Annotated in this window: 19 protein-coding genes and 1 pseudogene; all 20 read right to left on the bottom strand. The window is 44.0% G+C overall.

Annotation, left to right across the window (positions count from 1 at the left end; translation table 11 throughout):
- Positions 1-55: 55 nt before the first annotated feature.
- The 20 genes and pseudogenes from ABID99_RS05990 to ABID99_RS05895 all read right to left on the bottom strand — a co-directional run bounded on the left by ABID99_RS05990 (position 56) and on the right by ABID99_RS05895 (position 24,825).
- Entirely contained in the window at positions 56-1,456 is a 1,401-nt protein-coding gene (locus ABID99_RS05990) for an alpha-L-fucosidase (protein WP_373613176.1), read from the bottom strand.
- 324 nt (positions 1,457-1,780) lie between these two features.
- Positions 1,781-2,614 carry a glycerophosphodiester phosphodiesterase family protein gene (locus ABID99_RS05985; RefSeq protein WP_373613175.1) on the bottom strand — a complete coding sequence of 278 codons (834 nt, stop codon included), beginning with the start codon at positions 2,612-2,614 and terminating at the stop codon, positions 1,781-1,783.
- A gap of 61 nt (positions 2,615-2,675) precedes the next feature.
- Positions 2,676-4,091, bottom strand: coding sequence for a calcineurin-like phosphoesterase C-terminal domain-containing protein (locus ABID99_RS05980; RefSeq protein WP_373613174.1), 1,416 nt, complete (start codon positions 4,089-4,091; stop codon positions 2,676-2,678).
- A 269-nt stretch (positions 4,092-4,360) separates the two neighbouring features.
- Positions 4,361-5,860 (bottom strand): DUF5689 domain-containing protein, encoded by a 1,500-nt coding sequence (locus ABID99_RS05975; RefSeq protein WP_373613173.1) that lies wholly within the window; start codon positions 5,858-5,860, stop codon positions 4,361-4,363.
- Between the two features lie 31 nt (positions 5,861-5,891).
- Positions 5,892-7,382 (bottom strand): SusD/RagB family nutrient-binding outer membrane lipoprotein, encoded by a 1,491-nt coding sequence (locus tag ABID99_RS05970; RefSeq protein ID WP_373613172.1) that lies wholly within the window; start codon positions 7,380-7,382, stop codon positions 5,892-5,894.
- Between the two features lie 11 nt (positions 7,383-7,393).
- Positions 7,394-9,310: a TonB-dependent receptor domain-containing protein gene (locus ABID99_RS05965; RefSeq protein WP_373613171.1), complete on the bottom strand. Its 1,917-nt coding sequence runs from the start codon at positions 9,308-9,310 to the stop codon at positions 7,394-7,396.
- Positions 9,279-10,847, bottom strand: a complete 1,569-nt coding sequence (locus ABID99_RS05960; RefSeq protein ID WP_373613170.1) for a carboxypeptidase-like regulatory domain-containing protein — start codon at positions 10,845-10,847, stop codon at positions 9,279-9,281. The genes ABID99_RS05965 and ABID99_RS05960 overlap by 32 nt, the downstream gene beginning before the upstream one ends.
- Before the next feature lie 110 nt (positions 10,848-10,957).
- Entirely contained in the window at positions 10,958-11,974 is a 1,017-nt protein-coding gene (locus tag ABID99_RS05955; RefSeq protein ID WP_354484179.1) for a FecR domain-containing protein, read from the bottom strand.
- Positions 11,975-12,053: 79 nt separating this feature from the next.
- Positions 12,054-12,620, bottom strand: a complete 567-nt coding sequence (locus ABID99_RS05950; RefSeq protein ID WP_354484181.1) for an RNA polymerase sigma-70 factor — start codon at positions 12,618-12,620, stop codon at positions 12,054-12,056.
- A gap of 102 nt (positions 12,621-12,722) precedes the next feature.
- Positions 12,723-13,250 carry an alpha/beta fold hydrolase gene (locus ABID99_RS05945; protein WP_373613169.1) on the bottom strand — a complete coding sequence of 176 codons (528 nt, stop codon included), beginning with the start codon at positions 13,248-13,250 and terminating at the stop codon, positions 12,723-12,725.
- Positions 13,231-14,163, bottom strand: a complete 933-nt coding sequence (locus ABID99_RS05940) for an alpha/beta fold hydrolase (protein ID WP_373613168.1) — start codon at positions 14,161-14,163, stop codon at positions 13,231-13,233. The genes ABID99_RS05945 and ABID99_RS05940 overlap by 20 nt, the downstream gene beginning before the upstream one ends.
- 64 nt (positions 14,164-14,227) lie before the next feature.
- A complete protein-coding gene (locus ABID99_RS05935) occupies positions 14,228-15,037 on the bottom strand; it encodes a helix-turn-helix domain-containing protein (protein ID WP_373613167.1) in 810 nt (269 codons plus the stop codon).
- Between the two features lie 175 nt (positions 15,038-15,212).
- Entirely contained in the window at positions 15,213-15,527 is a 315-nt protein-coding gene (rhaM, locus tag ABID99_RS05930; protein ID WP_373613166.1) for an L-rhamnose mutarotase, read from the bottom strand.
- Positions 15,528-15,653: 126 nt separating this feature from the next.
- Positions 15,654-15,860, bottom strand: a complete 207-nt coding sequence (locus tag ABID99_RS05925) for a hypothetical protein (protein ID WP_373615897.1) — start codon at positions 15,858-15,860, stop codon at positions 15,654-15,656.
- 174 nt (positions 15,861-16,034) lie between these two features.
- Positions 16,035-17,338, bottom strand: a pseudogene (locus ABID99_RS05920) (beta-galactosidase); the annotation flags it as partial.
- A 149-nt stretch (positions 17,339-17,487) separates the two neighbouring features.
- A complete protein-coding gene (locus ABID99_RS05915) occupies positions 17,488-19,341 on the bottom strand; it encodes a glycoside hydrolase family 2 protein (protein WP_373613165.1) in 1,854 nt (617 codons plus the stop codon).
- A 1-nt stretch (position 19,342) separates the two neighbouring features.
- Positions 19,343-20,449: a glycoside hydrolase family 43 protein gene (locus tag ABID99_RS05910; protein WP_090532922.1), complete on the bottom strand. Its 1,107-nt coding sequence runs from the start codon at positions 20,447-20,449 to the stop codon at positions 19,343-19,345.
- Positions 20,450-20,463: 14 nt separating this feature from the next.
- Positions 20,464-21,699, bottom strand: coding sequence for a DUF2264 domain-containing protein (locus ABID99_RS05905; RefSeq protein WP_373613164.1), 1,236 nt, complete (start codon positions 21,697-21,699; stop codon positions 20,464-20,466).
- Positions 21,700-21,826: 127 nt separating this feature from the next.
- Entirely contained in the window at positions 21,827-23,146 is a 1,320-nt protein-coding gene (locus ABID99_RS05900; protein WP_373613163.1) for a BNR repeat-containing protein, read from the bottom strand.
- A 56-nt stretch (positions 23,147-23,202) separates the two neighbouring features.
- Positions 23,203-24,825, bottom strand: coding sequence for a RagB/SusD family nutrient uptake outer membrane protein (locus ABID99_RS05895; RefSeq protein WP_373613162.1), 1,623 nt, complete (start codon positions 24,823-24,825; stop codon positions 23,203-23,205).
- Positions 24,826-24,835: the final 10 nt, after the last annotated feature.

The raw sequence follows: 24,835 nt of genomic DNA, 5'->3' as shown, positions 1-24,835 counted from the left end.
AAAAAACCCGCTTTGCGGGCGGGCTCTCATCAGTTAGTAGTTAGTTATTGTGTAATTATCTTCTTTCGTTATAAACCTGGAACTCGGCTATTGATACCTGGTGATCGGCCTTATCTATCGAGATCCGTACTTTACCAGCCCATACCCTGTCAAAACGATGAACTTTAATCTTGTTAGCATTCTCACCGTCAAACAATGGCTTCCAGCTTCCGTTAAGGTAATATTCTAAATGGTAATGTGAAATATTCGGCTTTTCTTCGGCAATAACAATGGTATTCAGGGCCTGGTCTTTCTTAAAGTCGATCTCGTACCATGGATTCTTAACTGTTGGGTTTGATACCCATGAACTATGAAAATCATCATCGTTCGCAAAATCCATAATGGCCGAATCATCGCTCCAGCTTGAACTTGCCGGTTGATTTTTAGCAATATTTGATGAGATGATAGGCGCATCCAGTTGAGAGAGTTTAGCAAGCGGACCTTCGTTTTTCCAAAGCTTGCCGATCTCCTTAAGCGCGGCAAGGGCGTTATCGTCAAACAAGCCATCGCGATTAGGCGCTACATTCAGGATAAAATTGCAGTCAACGTTGTTCAACGGTTTCAGGATATCATTAACCAACTTGGCAGGTTCTTTAACCTGGGCTGCCGGGTGCTTTGTTTCCCAAAACCAGGTTGACTGCAGCGGTAAACAGGCAATGGCCGGCATGCGGTTATCTTTAGTTGATACACGTTGCCCTGCACCCATTTCATAAGTTTTGATATCGGTATAATACATGCCCTCGGCGGGGTATTTGGCTCCGTTAAGGTCCATTACGAGGCAGTTTGGCTGTAATGATTTTACCAGTGTGTAGATCTCTTCAAACGGAACATCATCATACGAGATCCTGGACCATGGGGCATCCCATCCGTCAATGATCAATGCAGAAACCTCGCCGTATTTGGTCATCAGTTCTGTGATCTGTGCTTTTACCATTTCAATATGCTTTGGCGTGATCATGTTTGGCCTTAACCTGTGATGGGTATCCAGAATAGAATAATACAGGAACACTTTTAAACCGTTAGCCCTGAACGCATCGGCATATTCTTTAACCACATCCTTTTTCAGCGGACTGTTCATTACGTTATAATCGGTTGTTTTGGTATCCCAGATACAAAAACCGCTGTGATGTTTGGTAGTGATACAACCGTAAGTCATGTTGGCCGATTTTGCCGCCTTTGCCCATTGATCGCAATTGAGTTTTTTTGGATTGAAGATGGTTGGCAATGCTTCCGGATCGGCCCAGTCCTGATCCATATAGGTTGGGATGTTAAAGTGGATAAACATGCCAAAACGCAGGTCGACAAATTCCTGCTGAAGCTGGGCAAGCGGTTTTACAGGCTGCTGCGCTGTTTGTGCTTTTAGTGAGAGTGAAGCCGCACAAAAGGCTGCTAAGCATATAGCTCTTAATTTAAACATGATTGGGTTGTTGGTTAAATTGATAAAACGTTTTAACAATCGCAATATCACATTTAAATTTAATGTTTAGATTATCGAAAATTGACATTACATTCAGCTTATTTGGCGTGGCGAGGATAAAAACATATGCCGCCGCTCGGCTCCAGCCGAGTGGCAACTATTTTGCGGCCTCTGGCCGCCGTGTTTAAACTTGCGCTCATTATAATGATTGCAAGAAAGGCACTTGTTATAAATAAGCTCAAGACATACATACATCATACCGGCGGCCGGAGGCCGCGTGATAGTTGCCACTCGACTGGAGCCGAGCGGCGGCAAGTTGTTTCACTAAAACAAATCCGGATAATCCGTAATCACACCATCAACACCTAAACTTTTGAGTTGTTCTATTTCCTTTTTGGTATTTACTGTCCATGGTAGTACTTTAATCTTTGCATCATGGCATTTCTTTACCAGGTTGGCATCAACCAGTTTATAGTCCGGACTGTAGATGAATGGGGTAAAGCCCAAATCGGCCATATTATCTTCAAACGTTTTTTTGTTTTCGATAAGATAAGAAGTACGCACATCATGATATTTTTTGTGGATGATCTGCAGCGTACGTCTATCAAATGACTGGATCACCACGTAAGGCAGGATTTTCTTTTCGATCAAAACAGCCATCAAACGCTCCGCGAATTCATCCGGGCTTGGATTATAAATACCATCCCCTTCTGGTGAGCATTTGGTTTCGATGTTGTAGAATACCGGCTTTTTATGATTTACCTTAATATAATTCTGAACCGAATCAATCAGTTCAGACAACAGCGGCATGTAGGTTTTGATCTTTTGCTGGCGCGGAAATTTACTGTAGGGCTTTGAGCCTACATCATATTTTTTCAGATCCTCATATTTCATTTTATAGAGGATCAGGTTTTTTGCTTCCTCCTTGCTGATCTCCTTACCATCGGGCGTAAGCGAAAACAGCGGATTGATGTATTCATCATGCGATAAAACCACCTGCCCATCCGCGGTAATATGCGTATCCATCTCCAGCGTGGTAACAACACTAAGATCGATGGCGTTTTTCATTGCAGGAATGGTATTTTCGGGCCTCAGTCCCCTGCCGCCGCGATGTGCTTCGGCACTGAATGAGGGGAAATCTGCATTTTTTAGTTCCATGTTTTTAACAACAGTAAAGCCTGATAACAAGATAAGACTTATTCCGGTAACAAAGTTCAATTTATTTTGCATCTAATTCGCTTGAATATTTATTCCCAAATCGATCTGTAGCTTCAACCCTAACCTTTTTAACCGACGGCTCAAAATGCGCCACAAACAAATGCCCTGTCTCATGGGGCTCAACAAAATGGCGGCCTGCCGGCAACTGATCACCTTTATACAAACTTACCGATAAGGGATCATATCCCTGCTCTTTTGATAATGCTCCCATTGGTTTGTCATCTAAATAATACACAACTTTCCACTGCGGATCATAGTTCCAAACATTAGCAATCAGGCGCATCTGGTTGGTCAGTTTTTCGGCATAAACACTGATCTGATTTTCGGCCGGTAACCCTGTAGATTTATAGTACCATTTTAATTCGGTGCCGTTTACTGAGTACACGCCATAACCGCGCGGGGTACCATCAACGCAGATTGGCCCTGTCCACCAGCCGCCGCATACGGTGCCGTGGTTATGTTCAAAAATGCCATTGGTGATATTGTTATCATGGTAATGCGTATGGCCCGACATGATGTGCACATTGCTGAAGCCTTCCAATACTTTATAAAAATCCTGGTTATTTTTCACCTGGTTATAAACCGGGATATGTAGGTTGATGATCAGCAATTGGCCTTTCTTAACATATTGCAGATCTTTTGCCAGCCAGCTTAACTGATCTTCCGTGATATAGCCATCGTACTCGCGTTCAACGCCCAGGTACCGAACGTTATCCAATACTACATAATGTGCTTTACCACGGTTAAAGGAATAATAAGTTGGCCCATAGATCTGCTTAAAAGTAACATCCGAGGTTTCATCCCCTCCCATGCGGTAATCCATGTCGTGATTACCTATCGCCTGGAAAAACGGGATGCCCATTTGAGCAACAGCTTCATTATAGGCCGGAAAAAGCTCATGGTTATCCCAAACAATATCACCTACGCAAATGCCATGCACCAACGCGTTTTTCCCCAATGATTTTATGGTAGCAATAGTGTCGGGAACCGAGGTATCCATCATTTGTTTCACATCCTTTTTGTTTTTCACCTGTGGATCGGCCCAGATGATGAAGTGATGGTTATTATCATCAACTTTTAAAAGCTCCAGCTTAAAATCAAAATGCGAACTGCCGCCTATGTTTTCGTAATGTTTAGCTACGTTATAATCTGTTTTAAACTCATAGCCTGATGGGGTACTCATGAATATGCTTTTGGCTTTTTCATTGGGAGTAAGCTCGTAATAGCCTTTATCATCGGTAATCACTACCGAAAAACCGTCGGATATTACTACTCCTTTAATTCCTTTTTTGCCTGCGGTGACACGGCCTTTAACTGTATCCCCTTTTAATATTTGAGTAAGAGCGTTGGCACGCAGCGAGATGAACGCGCCGCCCGTTATAAGGCCTACGCACTGTAAAAATGACCTTCTGTTCATTTGATGATATTTTCGAAGCTCAAACAGATGTTTAGCTTTGGTAAATGTGTAAGAAAAAAGGCCGGTGATAAATTTCAAGTAGTCAAAAGCTTTCAATTCCCTCCCCAGGGAGGGGCGCGACGGGAAAGTGTAATGGCAGGGAGGGGTTATTCGCCTTGCCGATCAAATGACCCGGCGGATAAAACCCCTCCCTACACCCTCCCCAAGGGAGGGAATCGCACATTCCCTGCTTTTACACCTATAAATTCATCACGGCCTTTTTATTGTATTTAGTTTTGAATCGTTGTTACGCCAGTAGCTGTTTCAATAGCAGTAATTGGCGATGTTAGTGTAAGTGTAACGCTGGTCACTGTTCTGCCGGTTACCCACCTGCCGGTAAGCGCATCGTAAACACCACCCAACTGGCTAAATAAACCATCAGTTGGCAATGGGAGCTTAGATGTATTTGAGCCACCGCCATAAAAGCCTTGCTCTGTACGGGTTACCGGGTTAATGGTACTGTAATAATCGGTATTGGTGATGCGGTAACCAATCTCCGGCGGGCCAGCCGAGTACACGGTACCACCGCCACCATACATGATCACATCAAGCGGAACACTTGTGGCATTAACTGTTATGCCCGCGAAAACTGCAACGCCGGCTACGTTACCACTGTTAGCTAACAGATTGGTAGTTACATTCCCGAAATCAGCACCGGGCACTTCGGCATACATAGTACTGTTGATCCAGTTGGATGAGCTGATATCGGTTGAGCCCTTGCCCCAGATATTTTTATTACCCCCTACGTAAAAAAACTGCCCTTTTTTAACTGTGCCCGATGTAAGGTTAAACTTGTAAGTTTTTGCCAAACCTTGCGCCCAGCCATTGGCAGGTGCCGGGTTGGTACCCGCGTTATTACAGGTTACAACGGCATAATTGGTTACCGAAAAATCGATATCCTTAGTTGCCTTGAACTGAATATATTCATAATTACCATCGCTGCCCGAAGGATTGGTAAGGTATCCGGTTATAATAATCGGCGATGGCTTGGTTGCCGCAAGTGTAAACACATCATCAATAGTACGCGGCCAAAGCTGCAACCTGGTATCCGTACCAGATGTTACCGCAAACGGGATGCCTGTAAAATTAGCGCTGAACGGCAATTCGGTACTTGCGAAAGCAGCGTTTGCCTCTGTATGCATGGTTATTTTGCCAAAACCATCATTAAGTGTTTTATCACCCGCGTAGGTTTCGCCCTGCTGCGGCTCCGGATCAGTAACCGCTTTGGCTATAGTAACCAGCGTGCCTTCATAAACGTCCGGCGAAGCCAGTAAAGTAGCTGACGGAACAGATTGTACTTTGATAGGTCTGTTATCGGCAACTTTACTTACTGATGTTTCAGTAAGACCTTTAACACGCATACTGCCATTTACTTTGGTAAGTGTAGCGCCATCAACTTGCACTATTACCGAATCGCCCGGAACATAATTTGCAGCTGCGCTGCCTATTTCAAGAGAAATTCCTCGTACAGCATTGCGGCGGTTATTTTGTACCACCAATACGCCGGCCGGACTGTTACCTGCCGCCGCATTTGATATTACTACACCCACTATTTCCTTAGCCCCACCCATGTTGTTGCTGTTCAGCACAACATCCGAGCCTTTGTAAATAGCGCGAAGGTCAACAACTGCTATGATGGGGCTTAATGTACCTTCGGCATAATTATTCTTTTTACATGAACTTATACCGGCGGCCATTGCAAGCACCAGTAATAAATATACTTTTTTCATTTTATGGATCTCTTAGTTTAAAACCGGGTTATTATTGTTTTTGCCACCACACCTGTGTGCTTATCTCATCGGCACCCTGTGCAGCTACCGCAGCCTTGTAACTATCAGGATTGGCCGATTGTACATAAACCGGGTATTGCAGCCTGGCCGGCATAATACCGTTGTTCTTTAAACCATTACCTTTCGGCAATACCGGGTGGCCGGTACGGCGATATTCAAACCATTGCTCAAAATCAGTGTAAAACATGGAGTAGTATTTCTGAACATGGATCATCTCCATTTTTTCATCAAGCGGAGCAGCATTATCCCACGTAATATCAGCGCCTGCTAAATAGGTATCAATAGGTACTGTATATGTCGGGATCCAGAAAGTGATACCAGCCTGAACACCGTTTTTATAATAAGTAGCAGCATCGCCGGCTATCCAGCCCTTGGCAGCGGCTTCGGCAAGGATAAATTGCAACTCCGAATAGTTCATGATGTTACCCATCAACGGATCGTTCATTAACGTAGTTGTTGATGTGGCAGATTGGAAATATGATTTGATACCAACATTTTCACCTGGGGCATAACCACTTGGAATCCCCTGTATGCCACCCTGGTAACTTGATATCGACCAGCGGTTGTTAACCAGCCTCGGATCGGCCCATTTAGCCAGGTTGTTTACAAAAAACTCGCAAATACCGGGTTGCCGCCAGTCCTGTTCGCGTACTCCCCCAATAAATGGAGATGTCAAGGCACCGGAGCCTGTCCACCGCAAAACTGCCGAATCATCATTGCTGCCCATAATGGGGTAAGCATCCGGATTGGTATCAACAATTTGTTTGATCTTGGCGATCACATCAGCCGAAACATCGGCTTTGCCCGATACCCTTAACAACAACCTTAAATAAAGCGTGTTACCAAACTTGCGCCATTTTAAAGCATTCCCGTTAAATACCGGATCACTGCCGGCAACTACGTTTGCTGAAGCATTAAGCAGGGTGTCTGCTGCTTCCAGGTTTTTAAAAATATCCAGGTAGATCTCTTTCTGTTTATCAAACTTTGGTGTAAAGTTTCCGTCCTTGCCTTTGTTCGAATCAAAGTAAGGTACATCGCCATAAGTATCGGTGAGCATGGAGTACAACCATGCCTGACAAATGAGCGAAATGCCCATATAAGTTTTGTTATAGGTAACCTCCTTGCTGGCAATGGTATAAATATCTTTAAAGTTAGTTAACTGGGTATACCAGGCATTCCAGGTAACATCGGCCCAGGTACGTTTGATGTCATACCTGAACACCCTACCCTCCGAGTCGCCTGCATCAACTGTAACCTGCATCAGCTCGTTATTAAAATTACGGGCACGAAGCATATTAGTACCCAATGTATTCACCAATGCCGGGGCCAGCAATTGCTGCGGCAAGGCATTAGGCGTACCGTTGGGATCGGTATTAAGTGCAATAAAATCCTTTTTACATGACGACATTATGCTAACGAACAACATCGTCATTGATATAAGTATATATCCGTTCCTTTTCATATTGTTAATTATTAAATGCCAATAACTATGTTAAAACCAAATGTGCGGGTTGATGGAAACTGCGCCACTTCAAATCCCTGCACAATGTCGGTACCCGAAAGCGTACCAAATTCAGGATCGAAGATTGGCCACTTAGTCCAGATGTATAGGTCACGACCATATACACCTACCGTAGCACGCGTTAATCCGAGGCGTTTAACTAAACGAGGGCTCAATGAATAATCAAACCTTGCCTCGCGGAATTTCAGGAAGTTGGTTGAAAACGTATTACCTTCGGCATTATCAATACCATAGTGTGAGCGGTAGTAACCGTCAACATCTGTTGCAATAACATCGTTCGGTCTGTAACTGCCGTCCGGGTTTTGGATAACGCCTTTGCCTATGATACCGTTATACCTGCCGGGTAGGGTGAGCGTTGTTTTACCCTGCTCGGCCAGTTTATAGTTTGAAAGCGAATATGATACACCGCCAACCTGGGCATCAAACAACAGGTGCAGGTTAAATTGCTTATACCTGAAATCGTGCCCCATGCTTGCTTTCCATTTAGGGATAGTGTTGCCTAAATAAACCAGGTTATCAGCTAATTTGGCAAAACCTGTAGAAGCATCATAAACGATCTGCCCATCAGGCGAGCGCAAATAACCGCGACCGTACATATCGCCCATACTGCCGCCTACACGGGCAACAATCTGGCCACCGCCGGTAGGGCCATTCCGCAACACAACCGCGCTATCGGCAAGTTGCTCAATGGTGTTTTTATTGGCGCTGAAGGTTGCAGTAACATTCCAGCTAAACACGTTGGCTTTGCGTATAGGCGTTCCGTTCAATGTAATTTCGATGCCTTTGTTGTTTACCTTACCTACGTTGATAACTGCCTGGTTATAACCTGACGATTGATCCACAGTACGGCTCAGGATCTGGTTTTTAGTGTTACCCGTATATAAAGCTATATCAAAACCTAAGCGATTGCTGAACATCCTGGTTTCGGCACCAACTTCAAGCGTTGTGGTGCGTAAAGGTTTCAGATCGGGGTTTGACAGCGTACGCGGGTTTTGCAAACCACCTGCATAAGTGCTACCCGCCGATACATAATTAAATGAGGTTTGATAAGGGTTTGTTGTACCGCTACCAACACCTGCAAGCGATGCCCTTAGTTTTGCATAGTCAATAAATTTAGGCAGCTTAAATGCTTCAGACGGTAAAAAGCTCATGCTTGCCGATGGATAGAAGAAACCAACCTGATCGGTACGGTTCGCGGTAGCCAGTGTACTGATCCAATCCTGACGGGCTGTTAAATCTACATACAAGTAATCTTTAAAAGATGTCGATAACAAGCCGTAAAAGCTGTTGATAGCATATTTTGATTTATAAGGCAACGTAACCAGCGGACCAGCATTGTTAGCCATCGAATACACGCCCGGATATACTAACGAGTCGGCACGTACCTCATCGCGGTTATAATTGTTGCGGAGCATACTGCCGCCTGCTGTAGCGGTAATGTTAACATCGTGCGTTATTTTCTTGTTGTATTTCAACAGGAAATCGGCACCCTGCTCTTCCGAATAGATGTTTTGTGTACGGTACGAGCCTTTCGGGTATTTACTTCCGGCATCATATGGACGCTGCTGTGCGCGCTGCTCATAGCCCATGTCTAAAGTAGCACGAACCTGTATGCTAAACTCTTTTGTGACATTATAAAGTGCCTCTACGTTTCCTGTAACCGAGTTACGGTTTGACTTGTTGATAAACTCATTTGATACTGCGTAGGGGTTTTCAGGGAACGAACTGAAAGGATAAAATATGGCTTTGCCATCCTGCCCGTTTTTCCAGTAGTTTTTTAACCAGTTCAGATCGGCATTGGGCTGCCAGAAAATAAACCAGTACATCAATGACTGGTTACCATAGCCCGCCCGCCGGTAAGTTATCACTGTTTCTGTTGTTGTAGTTTACTTTTGCGTTGATGGTCAACTTATCATTGATCTTTGAATTTACCGATAAAGCGATGCTGTTACGGGTATATCCTGTGTTAGGTGTTATCCAGTGATTGGTAACGTTGGTTGCCGAGAAACGGGCGGTTGTTTTATCGCTGCCGCCGTCAACACTTACCGAGTTGGTGAAAGTTTGGCCAACATCAAAAAAATCACGGATCTGGTTTTTGTATGGCACCCATGGTGTGCGTGTTGTACTTTGTTTTTGAGTAACCGGGTCAAGCTGATAAAAAAGCTGTCCATCAAACTTTGGGCCATAAGCCGAACTTGTCGAGCTGGTGCTTGCACCATCCGGCCCTGCCCCGTACGAATAATAACGAGAACCCGCCGTACCTTGTCCGTATTCATATTGCAGATCGGGCCAGCGGTTTACACTTTCAAGGCTTGCATTTGAGTTAAAGGTGATGCCCAGGCCACTATGCTTTTTACCCGATTTTGTTGTGATGATAATAGCACCATTGGCACCGCGCTGGCCATAAAGCGCCGCCGCGCCCGGGCCTTTCAATACCGTTACCGTTTCAATGTCCTCTGGGTTGATGTCGTTCAGGTTGCTGCCATAATCGGCAGGCATGTTATCGCTGCTGGTGCCATAAGCCGATTCGCCGGAGTTGCTTGTACGTCTGCCGCTACCCTGGTTAATTACAACACCGTCAACCACTATCAAAGCTTCGTTATCACCGGTCAGGTTATTTTCACCACGCAGGATAATTTTGTTTGATCCGGCCGGACCGCTGTTTGAACGGATCAGGTTTAAACCGGCTACCTTGCCCGATAATGCATCAGTCCAGTTACCTGAAAGAGCGCCGGTTAGTTGCTCACCTTTAATGACCGGGGCAGAATAACCCAAACTTTTATCTTCCCTTTTTATACCAAGTGCCGTTACCACAACTTCGTTAAGTTTATTATCGGCCGGGCTAAGCGTGATATTTAAAACAGTATTGGTACTCGAGCTAACACTTACATTCTGGATCCTCTTAGTTTCGTAAGAGATAAAGCTTGCCTCAACCGTGTAAGTACCCGGCACAATATTTAATGTATATGAACCATCAACGCCACTGATAGCAGTGGCCCCGGTTCCCGGAATTTTCACAGTAGCACCGGGAAGTGGTTCTGATTTTTCATCAACCACTTTCCCTTTAATGCTACCCCTATCTTGTGTTTTTGCAATGATGAGGATATTACGTTCACCTGCTGCTCTGTATGTGCAGGTAGTGCCTTTTAAAAGCACGTCGAGTGTTTCGCCTAAAGAGCGCTCTGCTTTTGTTACATGTACTTTGCGTTTATCATCAAGCAGGCTATTGTTATAGCTGATAGAGATATCGCTTGATTTTTCAATTTGCTGAAAGGCATCCTTTAGCATGGTGCCCTCGGCACCAAACGTGATCCTTTTGTTTATTACTGTTTGAGCCTTAGCGTTTATGCCGCCAAAAGGCAATTGTAAAAAGAACAGCATGGTTAATAACCATAACTTTTTCATATATTTACTTTAATTTATACTTGTCTAACCGTGAGTTTAAATTGTCAAAATTCTGAAGCCTGGGGTTGTTACCAGCAACGTCCAGGCTTTTACCAATAGCCGGGTAAATACTATTTCATTATACTTCCTCCTTTTTGATTATTGTTTGAAATAAATAGCTGCTTGCCTTTTTGCGTGTAGCCCAATCCGGATAGCGCGCTGAGGGTTTCCATGGCATCTGTCAATGTCATTCCCCTTAATTTGGCTGTAAGCCTTACATTGCCTAAGTCCTGTTCTGTAAACCGAATCTTAGCACCGTAATGATGCTCAAGCGAAGCGGCTATCTCCCTGTAAGTTGTATTGTAGAAAACAAATTCGTTATTGATCCACGAGCTTACTGATGATGCATCAGTGTTGTTAAAAGTATAGATACCATTTTGGGTATTGATGCTGATCTGTTCATTCTTTACCAGGTATTTAACCATTTGAGGTTTTCCCTGCACATTGGCCATTACCCCTACTTTACCGCTTTGCACGGTTACAGCTACTTTATGATCGGCCAGATAGGCTTTAATATTAAATGAAGTACCCAATACCACTGTTGTGATATCGCCGCTTTTAACTACAAATGGTTTAGCCTGATGGACCACATCAAAAAAAGCTTCGCCATTAAGCGTTACATCACGTTTTTCGCCGCTAAAGTTTTTGGCGTATCTGAGTTTGCTACCACCACCCAGATAAACTGTCGAGCTATCTGGCAGTATTATTTTTGAATGCTTGCCATCGGCATTGCTGATTTCTTCATAAACCAAAACCGGCGACTGTTTAAAATAACGGTATCCAAACCAACCGGCAGTACAAATAAGCAAACAAGCGGCGGCATAAGCCATCCAGTTAAATTTAGAACTGCGTTTAATTACCGGTATCTGGGGTTGGGTTATATGCGCATTGATTTTTGCCCAGGTGCTTTCGGCATTTTCCGGCTGTTTAAAATAAACTTTGGATGCTTCCAGGATCTGGATGGCTTCACTGAACTGGGCAAGGTTTTCGGGGTTCTCCTCAATCCACTCCTGTAACTGTGTTAAGCCATCATCACTGATGGTTTTTTCAAAATATTCAACTATTAAGCGGTAACTGTTATCTTCCATTAAATCTGTCTCTGCAATAAAGACTGATTTTACGTACCCGATACGTAGCGAAATGAGTTAAGTTTATATTAAAAAATCATTAACCCTCAGAAGTGAAGTTATGCTGCCCTTTTAACAGCTGACGAAGTTTTTTGATAGATTGATAAAGCGTAGTTTCAACTGTGCGCACTGAAATACCCAACACTTTGGCTATCTCATTTTTATCAAGGTTATCAATACGGCTCATGAGCAATATCTGCCTTTGGCTGGCAGGCAAGGTATCAATAAGGTTTAGTATTTTATTGTACGATTCGCGGCCAGAAAGAATTTTAAATGGATTATCCCTATCTTTTAACATGTGGCCCTGAAGGTCGATATCTTCGATAGAATGTACCGGATCTTTCTTTTTTTGGATATGATTTAAAGAGAGATTTTTGGCAGCAACAAACAGGTAACTTTTTACATTAAGGATGGCCGTATCGCGGTTGTCCCAGAGTTTAATGAAAAGATTGGCGGTGATCTCTTCGGCAACGGTATAATCTTTAGTGTACACCGTGCACAGCTGACATAAGGTTTTGTAGTAACGATTAAAAAGAGTTTCAAGGGCAACGGGGTTGCTTTGCTGGATAAGCCCCATCAACGCTTCATCAGTAAGTGCAGGATACATGCCAAAGAGTTGTTTTGGCTCAAATGTAAGGCTGCTATGTTAGCATAATGTTAACAGACGACAAAACCTTTATTACCGAAAAATCTGACAATGGCTATTAAGCTATTCAATGATCAGGTTTTTTGATTGAGATGTAAGTTTCTGATGTGGGTTATCTAAAAATAGCTTCACATAATCAGTTCCATCTACACTAAAACCCGGAGCATGCCCCCTGTTATGGATGATCAATAATTGGCTATTAGGCATATACCGTTTTATCAACCTGTTATAAAACGGCTTGCAATCGGGGTCGACGTCACCTGCCGAAATTAATGCCGGTACTGTAGAATAAACAGGCTGCTTTGCTACAGCAGGTTCAGCCTTCACCTTCCAACAATTGCATATGACATGATTTACATCATTAAACGGATACCCGGCCAACCACGGTAGTACCAAGTGTTGTTGTGCTTCCAACGCAGGGTCATCGTACGAAATTTGTTCTGAGCAATAAACAGAATACCGCATACCCAGTGATACGCTTGAATTACCCGCGAAATAGCCATCAAACACCTCCCGTACATATTTATCATGACGGCCTTCAATTAAATCAATCATTACCGCAGGCACCGTGCTAACCTGCCGGGAGTTCATCCGGCCTATTATTGCATCGAGTAATTCGTTTTTTGTATAAGTGAGAACTATTAGCTTGATTGCTTCCTTTTTCCTGATAAGATATGGTATACTTCTTCCCGGTGATAGCGTTGAAGTACTGATGGAACTTCGTTCTTAAATTTTTATATTTCGTGGCAGAGGAATCCGTTTCGCAATTATGAAATACCTGCTCAAGCGCTTCATTAATATTAAACAAAGCGTGTTCTTCAAAATTTACGTAACCGGGGAGCGGTGAATTCAAAAGCAACGCCCGAACGCCCTCAGGATGGTTTCGCGCCATGGTAAGCATCAGGCCGCCACTGTAGGATATACCAACCAAGTTAAGCGAATCAATATTTAAGGCTAACCTTAAATCATTTATATCCTCTGCGCTTTCAATAGTATTATAAGCTGATAAGTCGACACCCTGTTTTGTAAACCGGTTTCGGCATTGGGTAACGGCCTGAGATACGAGGCTATCTTTATTTTTCCCTTCCCTGTAACTGCGTTTAATGGCTGCTGCTACTTCCGTACAATCAAGGCATGGCTGCGCCCGCTTTGTTCCGCGTTGATCAAAAGCAATAAAGCCACCGTAGGCCAACCAGCCGGAGTCATAACCTATGCTATCGATATTACGTGTAGTGCTATAACCCGGTCCCCCTGTAGTGTAAAGTGAGATGTTTTTGCGTGCATCCTGATCCGGCCTGCGTACAAATAAAAACGGGATCTTCACTTTGCGCCCTGCCGGTTTACTTCTATTTTCCGGTACAACAAGGTAACCTGTTTTTAAAACAAGCCTTGGGTCTGCCTTAACCAACCCGGGGTAAGGCTCTAATACCGGTTTGTATTTCTGGCTATAAGCTTTTTGAATAAGAAAAGCAGCGCCAAATAATATGATAAGGAATGTTTTCATGACCGTTGTTTAGCTTACAAAGAAAGCGATCTGCCTTACCCATTAAAAGTAAAAAACGGACAAATTAAAATTGATGCTTCGTTATCCTTTGGCCGGTAAGGTTTATGACGTCCTTATGAAAATGGCTCAAATCATAATATCCATAATCTATCGGAACAAAGTTTTCCCTGTCATTTACAAATGCTGTTAATGCATTTCTGCCCCGCACAATTGAGAAATAATTTTTAGGCGGAGTGCCAATCACCCTGTTGAAATACCGATTGATAGTTTTAGAAGTAATGAACAGCCTCTCTGCAACTTTTGACGTATTCAACTTCATACCGGTAGCCTGATATTCGCCAATGCTGTCGTTAACAATTTTAACATAATGATCCTGGCTTGCCTGTTTAATGAGCTTTTCTAACAAATATGATTCAACAATGATCACACGCTCTTCAAAGCTTATTGGCCGTTTTACTTTTTGAAGTAATTCCCAGGGCAAAATTTGATTAAGGTTAATGATCTTGTCAATAACCGGGACTTGATTTAGACCTAAAACGGCTTCTAAACCGCCCGGATTAAATTTAACCGTGAATATATTATCAGCAGGTAGTTTATGCCTGGTAACGTCCTCGTTTCTCAATATTAAAACATCTTGCTGCTCCCTTACATGATACCGGGTATTCTTCAAATGAATATAATAGGGCGAACCAAGGTTGATATAAAAAGTAGGTGTCCAACTTGGGAACATCTTCACCGATGAAAACTCATTTTTTACGTACTGTGCAGATAAATCTAAAACTGATTGTGAATAAAATTCGATATAGTTAGCCAGCTCTTCGCAAGGTGCGCTGAACCTGTATATTTTACGGATATTCTGAAATATCTCAACCATACTTATCAGGGTTAACTATATCTGTAAAAATAATTCTTTTTATTAAAATCAGCACACATAGTAAAGTAACGGCCCAGCAGGTGCTTGACCTGTATAAAACAAAAATGGCTATCGTAAAGGCACCTAACGCAGTATGCCATTTATGACAGCCATTTCGGCGGGGACGTTTTCGTATCTATGGCAAAAAGAACACCTCTTTCAAAGGCACACTCACCGGCGAATGATCGGCATTGGTATCCATGATATCGGCCATGTATAACCACCATTTTTTCATAATAGGGCTATCAGGCAAATGATCAAGGGCTTCCTGATCTTCAACTTCCATCACACCAAAAAGGCAATACGTATCCTCATCTAAAAAAATAGAATAATTACTGATCCCCACATCTTTAAGCAAACTGCTCAACTCGGGCCAAATGGCATCATGCCGCGCCTTGTATTCGGCGGTTTGCCCTTCATGAAGCTTCATTTTAAACGCTACTCTTGCCATTGTAAATAGTATTTATATATGTCTGTTATCAAAAGAGCCTCAAGGCTTAAAGCAAAAAGCTCAAAGCTTTTAATAGTTTATTTGCAAAATAGGCTTTGAGCCTTTAGCTTTCGGCTTTAAGCTTATTTAAGGTTTTACCACATCCAATATCGGTTTATCGACGCCAGCTAACTGGTCTCGCTCAGGCTTTAACAGTTCCAAAACCTCAACATCATTATATCCCTTCTTTAACCATTCAACCGGCAGGTATAAAGTTTGCTGTGGACCGATGCCCCAGTACCGGCCAAGGTTATGCCCGTTTACCCATACCACACCCTTGCCCCAGTTACTCATGTCAAGGTAGGTATCCCCTAATTGATCCAATTTAAAGCCACCTTTCCTGATTACCGGCGATTGAGCATTTTGCCTTGCGGCAGAGAATTTCACAGTGCTTAGATCATGAAACGGCAGCGAATACATTTTCCAATGCTGCAATTCTGTTCCGTTTAAAAGCACCTGTTGAGTGATCCCTTTTTTATTTTGCAAAAGATACTTACCAAAGTTGATGCGGCCAAGGTTTTCTATCAAAATATCAAGCGTTACTTTACCTGCAGGCAACTTTAAGTAAAGGCTGTCCTGGTTAAGCCTGCGGTCGAGCGTGCCTACCTTTTTACCGTTAATCATGATCACTGCGTAATCCCTAAGCTCTTTTAGCTTGAGTTGCCCGCTTTGGCTTCCATTTAAAACCGTGCGGTACAACACAAAGCCATAATCCTGGTGTAAGTCTTCAAACGTAAGCGGACTTATATTTTCTTTAGCAGCCGGCAGAGTATTTAATAAACTTACCGATTGTGTTAGTTTAACAGCCGGTATTGTTATTACTGGTTTGGCTGCCGGTACATCGGGCAATTGCACACCGGCAGGCAAATGCGTTTGGATCACCTGCCTGAATTGCATAAATTTCGGCGTGGCATTACCTGCCTCATCTAAGGGAGCATCATAATCATAGCTACTCGTTTGCGGTTCATAAGGCGAGGTATCTTTAAAATTTGCGCCATTCATAAACGCACGGGTGGTGCCACCATGAAACATGTACATGTTGATAGAAATCCCTGCTGCCAGTACGGAATCAAGCCTACCGGCATAACGTTCGGCAGGGATAGTGTGATGGGCAGTTCCCCACCAATCAAACCAGGCCGGATACCACTCGGCAATATAATACGGGCCCTTACCATCGTGATTTTCATTAATGATCTTTTTAACCTTTGCAGGATTATCAAGACCGTTAACAGCAGGAAGTAATCCCGGCAAATGACCAGCTACCAAATCGGGGGCAGGGTCGCAGGTGTACAGCAATCCATCAAAACCGGCTTCTTTAAATAGTTTTTGATTAATCCCCAGATACTCTTTATCGCTGCCATATGAGCCGTATTCATTTTCAATTTGTACCATCAAGATATTACCGCCATGATTTATCTGCAGCGGAGCTAATTGCTTGCCAACCTCTTTAATATAGCTTTGATACTCCTTAAGATATTGAGCCTCTTTACTGCGTACTTCAAGACCTTTTTCATTCTGTAGCCAGTAAGGATATCCTCCAAACTCCCACTCGGCACAAACGTATGGGCTTGGGCGAGGATTACCCACAGGCCTTCCTGCTGGGCTATGCGAACAAACTCGGCCACATCATTATTGCCGGTAAAATCAAACTTGCCTTTTTGTGGCTCGTGCAGGTTCCAGAAAACGTAGGTGCCAATGGTATTTAATCCCATAGCTTTCGCCATTTTCATACGGGCACGCCAGGCTTCGCGCGGCACGCGGGGATAATGCATTTCGCCCGAGATCATCTGGAAAGGTTTCCCATCAAGCAAGAAAGCTTCATCGCCTAACGCAAATGTATGTTTGGGTGCCTGGCAGAAGCCGGTTATGCCCAGGCTTAAAAATGTTAAAAAGGATATAATAGTTTTTTTCATTGTGGTGACTATCGGTTCAGCGCTTCCGCGCTTTTTTGTTTGTAATAGTTTTGAAGAATATAAAACGCTTTCTTTTTATTGCCTTTGTCATCATAAAAGCCCTTGCGGTTCCAGCCTTCCTGGTACACCGGGTTATTCCGTTTGGGCGACCGGAAATCGGCCATCACCCATGGCGACAGGCCGACGAAATTTGCAGGCATCCGCTTAAACATGGCTACCTGCTCTTTAAAATACCATTCCTGGTATTCTTCGCCGAAGCGGGTCAATGAGTCGGCATGAAAACCGGTTTTAGCTTCGGCCCCGGTTTCGCTGATAAATAAAGGTTTATTGTATGGCGTGCTCCAGTTTGTAGTGCGGCATTTATCGGGCAGGCCGCCATACCAGCCAAGGTATTCGTTAAAGGCAACAAGATCAACAAACTCGCCCAACGGATCGTCCACTACATTCAAATCCTTACCCGAACCATAGTTCACCTCAAGCGCAGCCGAAACCAGTCGCGTATCATCTAACTGTTTAGCCTTAATAATCAAATTATCCATAAAATTAGTGCGGGTTGGGCTCACCGGTGTTTCGTTCCCAACCGACCAGATAATGATACTGGCACGGTTATGATCGCGTGTAATCATTTCATTAAGCTGCGCTTTTGCCTTTTCAAGTACTGCTGCGTTGCCAAAGTCAATCGTCCAGTAAACCGGGATCTCCGACCAAACCATAATACCCAGCGAATCGGCCAGTCGGGTTATTTTTTCATCGTGGGGATAATGTGCCAGCCTTACCATATTGCAGCCAAGTTCATGCGCCTGATTTAACAATTGCTCAGCATCCTGCTGGGTGTAAGCCCTCCGTACATCCTGTGGTATTTCGCCATGGATACAGATCCCCCGTAAAAATACGGGCTTGCCGTTTAACAACAGCTTCGGGCCATACGCCTCAATGGTACGGAACCCGATCTTATCTTCAGTTTTATCAGCACCAGTACTTACGATAACCTTATACAGCTTAGGGGTTTCGGGCGACCAAAGCTGCACTTTTGGTAATTTAAAGCTAACCTGTATAAGCGCACCCGTGGCAGCAAACTGCTTACTAAACTTAAGCTCGGGTATTTGTACGGTGATATTTTGACCAGTTGGCGGAGTATCGCTCAGTTTAACCCATCCGCTTACCTCCGGTTGTTTAGCGGGAACTGCACCGTTAACAGACTTTTTAAGCTGGATCACAAAATCGCGGATATAGGTAGACGGTACTTCCACCAGTTTTACATCGCGGGTTATACCACCGTAGTTCCACCAGTCGGTATTGAGGGTAGGTACCTCATCGGCGTAGCGTTTATTATCAACCTTAACCACCAACAGGTTATCCTTTTCTTTAAGCAGCCCGGCAGGTACTTCAAAATTAAAAGGCGTAAAACCACCTTTGTGCATCCCCAATTTTTTTCCATTCAGGTATACATCGGCCTTATAATTTACCGCGCCAAAATAAAGGTACTGCCTGCCGCCATTGGCCGGTTTAACGTAGTCGAACGATTTTTTATACCAGATAGTTCCTTCGTAATAAGTAAACTCCGGCTTTTGATGGTTCCAGTCGCCGGGTACATCAATGCTATATTTATCGATGTAGCCGTGCTCCTTTTTCTCAGTTTTATTAGCCGGGATGCCGCTGTTCCAATAGGCATCCCCATTTTTTTCGTTGAGCTCCTTATAGCGATAATCATAAAACCCGGTTTCGTACGGATCAACAATGTATTGCCATTTGCCGTTCAGATCAAGTGCTTTACGGCTTTGAATATTGGTAATGAGACTGTCCTGAGCAGTCGCCGTAACGGCAATGAACAGCAGACAGCACAAGCTTATAAAATTTCGCATATTATTTCTTAAATACGTCAAGGTTCCAGTTATCTACCCAGTTTATTTCGATGTCATCACCTTTAAAGCTGATGGGCAGCCAGAGGTAACGGCCGTCAATGGCGTCTTTTGGAGCCCATTTATCGGCTATAAATATGAAGGCATCTTTTTTACCGGCAATAGGCAATACATGCGTACTTTGACCGCCGTAAGTTATTTTGCTATCCTGTCCCTGGCAAGGGTTACCGTGGTAAGTCCAAGGCCCCCAAATTGATTTTGCACTGAACCAACGGGCGGCGTTGGGTGCCCAACCTGTACAGCCCGAGCCTATCATGTAATAAATTCCGTTACGTTTAAATAATGCAGGAGCTTCAGTTTGGTGGCCTATATAGATACGGATAAACTTACCTGTATGCCCTGTATAATCGGGAGTTAGTTCGGCCAGGTCAAGGGTGTAGTTTTCTTCGGATGAAAAAACGTGGTAAGCCTTGCCGTCGTCATCAACAAAAACGGTCATGTCGCGGGCCATCTGGCCACCGGGCAAATCGCGGCAAAAAAACTTATCGGTTTCGTGAGCCGGATTAATACAGTTTATTTTATCACCTTCGGGTGTAAGTGCCGGATAAAACGGCATCTGCCCCGGGTTGGGGCGATAGCTTTTAATAAACTTGTACGGGCCGATCACCTTATCGCTTACAGCAACCCCGGCGCGGGCAGCGCTGTAGCCTTTGCCTAATAGTTCCAGGTGAAACCACATTACATATTTCTTTGTCTTTTTGTTATAAACAACTTTGGGCCTTTCCAGGATGCAGCCTTTTGCTATATCATTTGTGGTATCGGGCGAAACACTCAGCGAGATCCCCTCATCCTTCCAGTTGTATAAATCTTTTGACGAATAGCAATGAACCCCAACCATTGCCCGGTTGCCTGCATCGCCGGCAATTTTGTGTTCGCCAAACCAATAATAAACCCCATTATTATACAGAATGCCTCCCCCGTGGGCATTAATGTGCACCCCTTTATCATCTGGCCAGATTGCGCCCGGACTAAAACTGGTTAATTTGGTTTGCGCACGACCGAGGATACTTAGCAGCAAAAAGGCCGGCAATAAAAAACGATAGTATTTCATATAAAGATGTTGTATTATTTTCTAATATCAAGTGCATGATCGGCAGGTGCATCCTGGCCGCTCCAGATTTTAACTGCGGTCCAGGGTTCGTCCGCATCAGTCCAAAACGGATCGGTTTCGGGCAAGCCTAATGGTACAAAAACAGTAGCGCAGAAATAAAGGCTGCCGGTTGTAATATAAAAATCGGCCAGGCCGGGCTGCTTGCCATATAAACCCATATTAAGCCAGCCATCGGCAGTAAAAGTTTGCGGTGCGCCAAGCGTTTTTTTGATCATAGCTGTTAGCGCGCATCTTACCTGTGCCGGTTTCAGGTTTGCAGGCAGTTGTTTTTTGTAGGCGATATTTGCTAAATGATGAAATGCGCCGCCGCGATAAACTATCGACCGTCCGATAGCCGGGAAGCTTCCATCAGCATTAATAAGGCGCTCAAGCACTTCGGCATAACGTTGGCCAACAGCCAACTCACGTTGTTCCTCACGCACATAAGTTTTCTTTTTAGCATTAACCTCTTCCAATATGGTACTCAGGTTTGGATGGATCACGATGCTATTATAATAATCGAGATGAAAGCTCATCCCGTCCGAATACATACCGTCGCCAACATACCAATGTTCTGTAAATTCGCGGATACCAAATTCAACCCTTACCGGATCGTAGCCAAGGTCATATTTGCAAAAGAATGCCTCTATCATCCCCGAAAACAAAATCCAGTTGGAATAAACCGGAACAGTTGCCCGGGTAGTTTTCATTACTTCAACCACTTGTTTTTTGGTAGCATCATCAAGATGCTCCCATAACCATGGACTCCGCACCAAGGCAAAAGCAACAAACGAGGCATCAACCAATGGCTGGCCACCGCTCCATTGCATATAGTCTTTAGCCTGCGGATTAACCGCGTTTGCAATAGCCTTTAAAGACCAGGCCCTGTATTGTTCGCGAAGTTTTACCTCGGCTGGATCACCACCTTCTAATTGTAACCACGGTGCTATACCACACAATGTACGACCAAAAGCTTCCAGGTATCCCACCTTAGCACGACTTTCCTTATTATCAACCCTATCAGACAATTCCATGGGCATTTTCTCTTTAAGCTGATCGGCAGCAAGGTTGCTAATCACCGGCCGGGCTACCTTATCCATGTAGCTTAACCACAATTTCCTGTCGGACACCTGGGCGATATTCTTTTTGCTTTGGGCGGATGCACAAAACGGAGCGCTTATCAATAGAAAGTAAAATATGAGTTTCTTCATCCGGGATGTTTATTTGTTTATTATACTTTGATTCAAGTTCCATGTTGTAAGTCTCAAGTCGAAAGCTCTAAGTCTTAAGTCGTTTTTTCTTAAAATATGTCTAAAGACTTTCGACAGACTTTCAACTTTAAAGCGTCCATTCCAATACCTGTACGTTAGTGGGCGGTATACTGGCTTTCCCTTCACCATCAACCTGGGCTACCTGTTGTACAAACAGGTTAAGAATCTTTTTATCTTTCCATAGCTCGGTATCATAAGTCGGTTCCCATTCCTCTACAGGCGTGGTAGTTAAATCACTAACCTGCCAGTTTGAAGTTTTCAGGTCGGCATTCATCGCCACCGAAACTTTATTACCGCGTTCAGCGTCCCTGAAAATTAGTGCTGCTGATTGCATCCCGCCATTGTTCCAGGTAATGATCTGCGGGCGAGATATCGGGATCCGTTTGGTACCTGTGCCTCCAAGGCTGAATGCCGTTTTCCTAAAACCAAGATTGGCCGAGTGCCAACCACTGCTGGTTTTAAAAACAATATGATACTGCGGTGCAGTTGAACTGCTATCGCGCCAATAGGTTGCGATAAAAGGGTTGCCCCCGTCATCGGCAAACATGGATGTTTGATTGATGAGCTCGCTGTGCTGCGGAATCCGGCATGCGTATTCAGCATTAGCAGCATTAATCGGGAGCATATATTTTTCGCCAGTCGATTTTTCCCAGGTTAAACCTGCGTCGTTTGATCGGGCGTAGCACATGTCATGATTACTTGCTACGTCTGGCGTTTCGCGCCATACCCATGAAATATGGATTGTCCCTTTTTTATCGATGCACATTTGCCAGTAGGCATTGCGTTTACCCTCACCGTCAATAAGATTTTGCTGTATGTTAACCCATTTTTGAGTAGTTATATTATACCTGTTCATGACCAGGTTTCCGTTACCCGAACCTCCGTCGCGGTAAACAAATAACAGATCGCCATCTTGTAAACGATAAAATTCGGGATAGCTGACCTTGTTTTCGCCACCCCCTGTCATGCTTTGTTGGGCCGACAAAGTTAGGCTTCCGGGCTTAATGCTTTTAGCATAGTTTAAAGTCTGATTATGGTGCCCCCAGGCAACATGCAAATAACCGGCACCATCAACCATGATACTGATATCCTTATGGGCATCAGCAGCATCGGCTTTATATTGCGTTGCAGCAACCTGCCAGTTACCAGATCCGCTTTTTCTCTTAGCCAACACTAAAGCCTGGTCGTTGTTATAATAAGCGGCGTATTGTTCACCCTTAAAAGTAACTAATGAGTTTTTGCGAAAAACAACTGTATTGACAGAGTTATTAGCCCAGCCCAAACCAATAGTGGTAGTAGTTACTTTGCCGGTTTGAGCAGATACAACAATAGTGCCCCCAAACAGGACACATGTAAAAAAAAGTGATCTTAAATGGTATAGCTTCATAAAAAGTAAAAGTAAGGGCAATGGATATTGCCCTTACTTTTTATTTGTGTTTTAATTTAATAACCCGGATTTTGCTCCAGCACCGCATCTTTATTCAATTGAATTTCAGACAGAGGGATAGGTAGCAGCAGATTCTTAGCTGCGAGCCCGGTTGTTGGGTGAACGGCATCGTTACTATTAAGCCGCGTGGCACGGTCAACCAGTGTACCTGTACGCATCAAGGTTTGGCGGCGGTTTTCCTCGCCGATCAATTCCCTGGCACGTTCATCAAGTATAAAATCAAGTGTCATTTGCGCGGCCGTTACCTGTGGTGCATTAGCCCGCGTCCTTAACACGTTAATAGAAGTCGCTGCATCAGCAGTTTTACCTTGTTTAAACTGTGCTTCGGCGAGTAGCAGGTAAGTTTCACCTAAACGCATCATGATAAAATCCTTGATCATGGCGTAGCCAAAAGTATCGTTAGGATCAAACGCGCCCCATTTAGTTGTACTCGGGCAAATCCTGAATAAGGTATCCGCACCAGCAAATGGTACAGGTTTTCCTAATAAAGCAGGGAACTTAGGATCATTGTAATAGTATTGTCTTTTAATGCTATATTGTGAATTACGAAGATCGCCTTGAGGGTACAAGCCGTAAAGCACCCAGTTGCTTAACCTTAACCTGGCAATACTACGCCCCCCTAATGAGTCACAAGGTAACATTCCGGGAACCGCATAATAAGCAGCGCCCCATACCCGGCGTTGCTGGGCATTATCTACATTACCACCAACTACAACAGATGGATTTTCCTGCTCAAGTACCCAGATGGCTTCAGTGTTTCCCTGTGCTCTACGCTCATTGCCATATACAAACATATCTGAATAGTAATCGCCGGCGCCACCTGCCCTTACGCCATAACGGGCTTTGATCAGGCTAAATTTACCACTATTGATAATGGCTTGAGCTTGCTGCTCAGCAAGGTCGTTTTTACCCATACGCAGATAAGCTTCGGCTAACAACTGCATTGCCATGTATTTGTTAGCCCTGCCAACCGGCTTACCCTGAGCGTTTGTTTTCGCGGTACCGGCATTCAGGTCGGCCAGGTTAGTAACTGCATAGTTAAGGTCACTGGTAATAAGCGCGTTTAAATCATCAAGAGACGCACGGGTAAAATTTGTTTTAGGAACAGTTAAAGCGTGATCAGTAAGCGGCACTTTACCAAATAAGGTAACCAGGTTATTGTAGGCATAGGCCCTGAAAAACTTGGCCTCTGCTTCCACTTGTTTTTTTCCTATAGATCCTAATTTTGTATTTGATGGATTTTCAGCATTGTCAATTATAATATTAGCGTTATTGATCATCGCATAATATTTGCCCCAGATATATTTGGCGGCGTCATCCTGTGGTGCCAGCGCACTATAATTATAATAAGGCACCTCTATCCCCTGCTGCTGGGCTGTAGCGTTCGCCACATCGGTACCTACCTGCCAAACACTTGGCCAGCCTTGCGCACCTGAATAGGTTAGGATACCGGTTTCAAGGTTGTATAAACCTATTGCCGATGCCTCCATACCCAATGAATCGGTAACAGTAAGGGGAGTATATGACGAGTATGGTTTTTCGTCGAGATATGATTTTTTGCAAGATGCGAATGCTGTTAACACACCTGCAAAGAGTAATATTGCTGAATAGTTTTTCATGTCTTTTTAC

Origin of the sequence: Mucilaginibacter sp. OAE612, from assembly GCF_041806395.1 — a bacterium.
In the GTDB taxonomy this organism is placed as follows: Bacteria; Bacteroidota; Bacteroidia; order Sphingobacteriales; family Sphingobacteriaceae; genus Mucilaginibacter; species Mucilaginibacter rubeus.
Note: the sequence above shows the minus strand (reverse complement) of the source record. Positions and strands in the feature narration are given on the sequence as shown.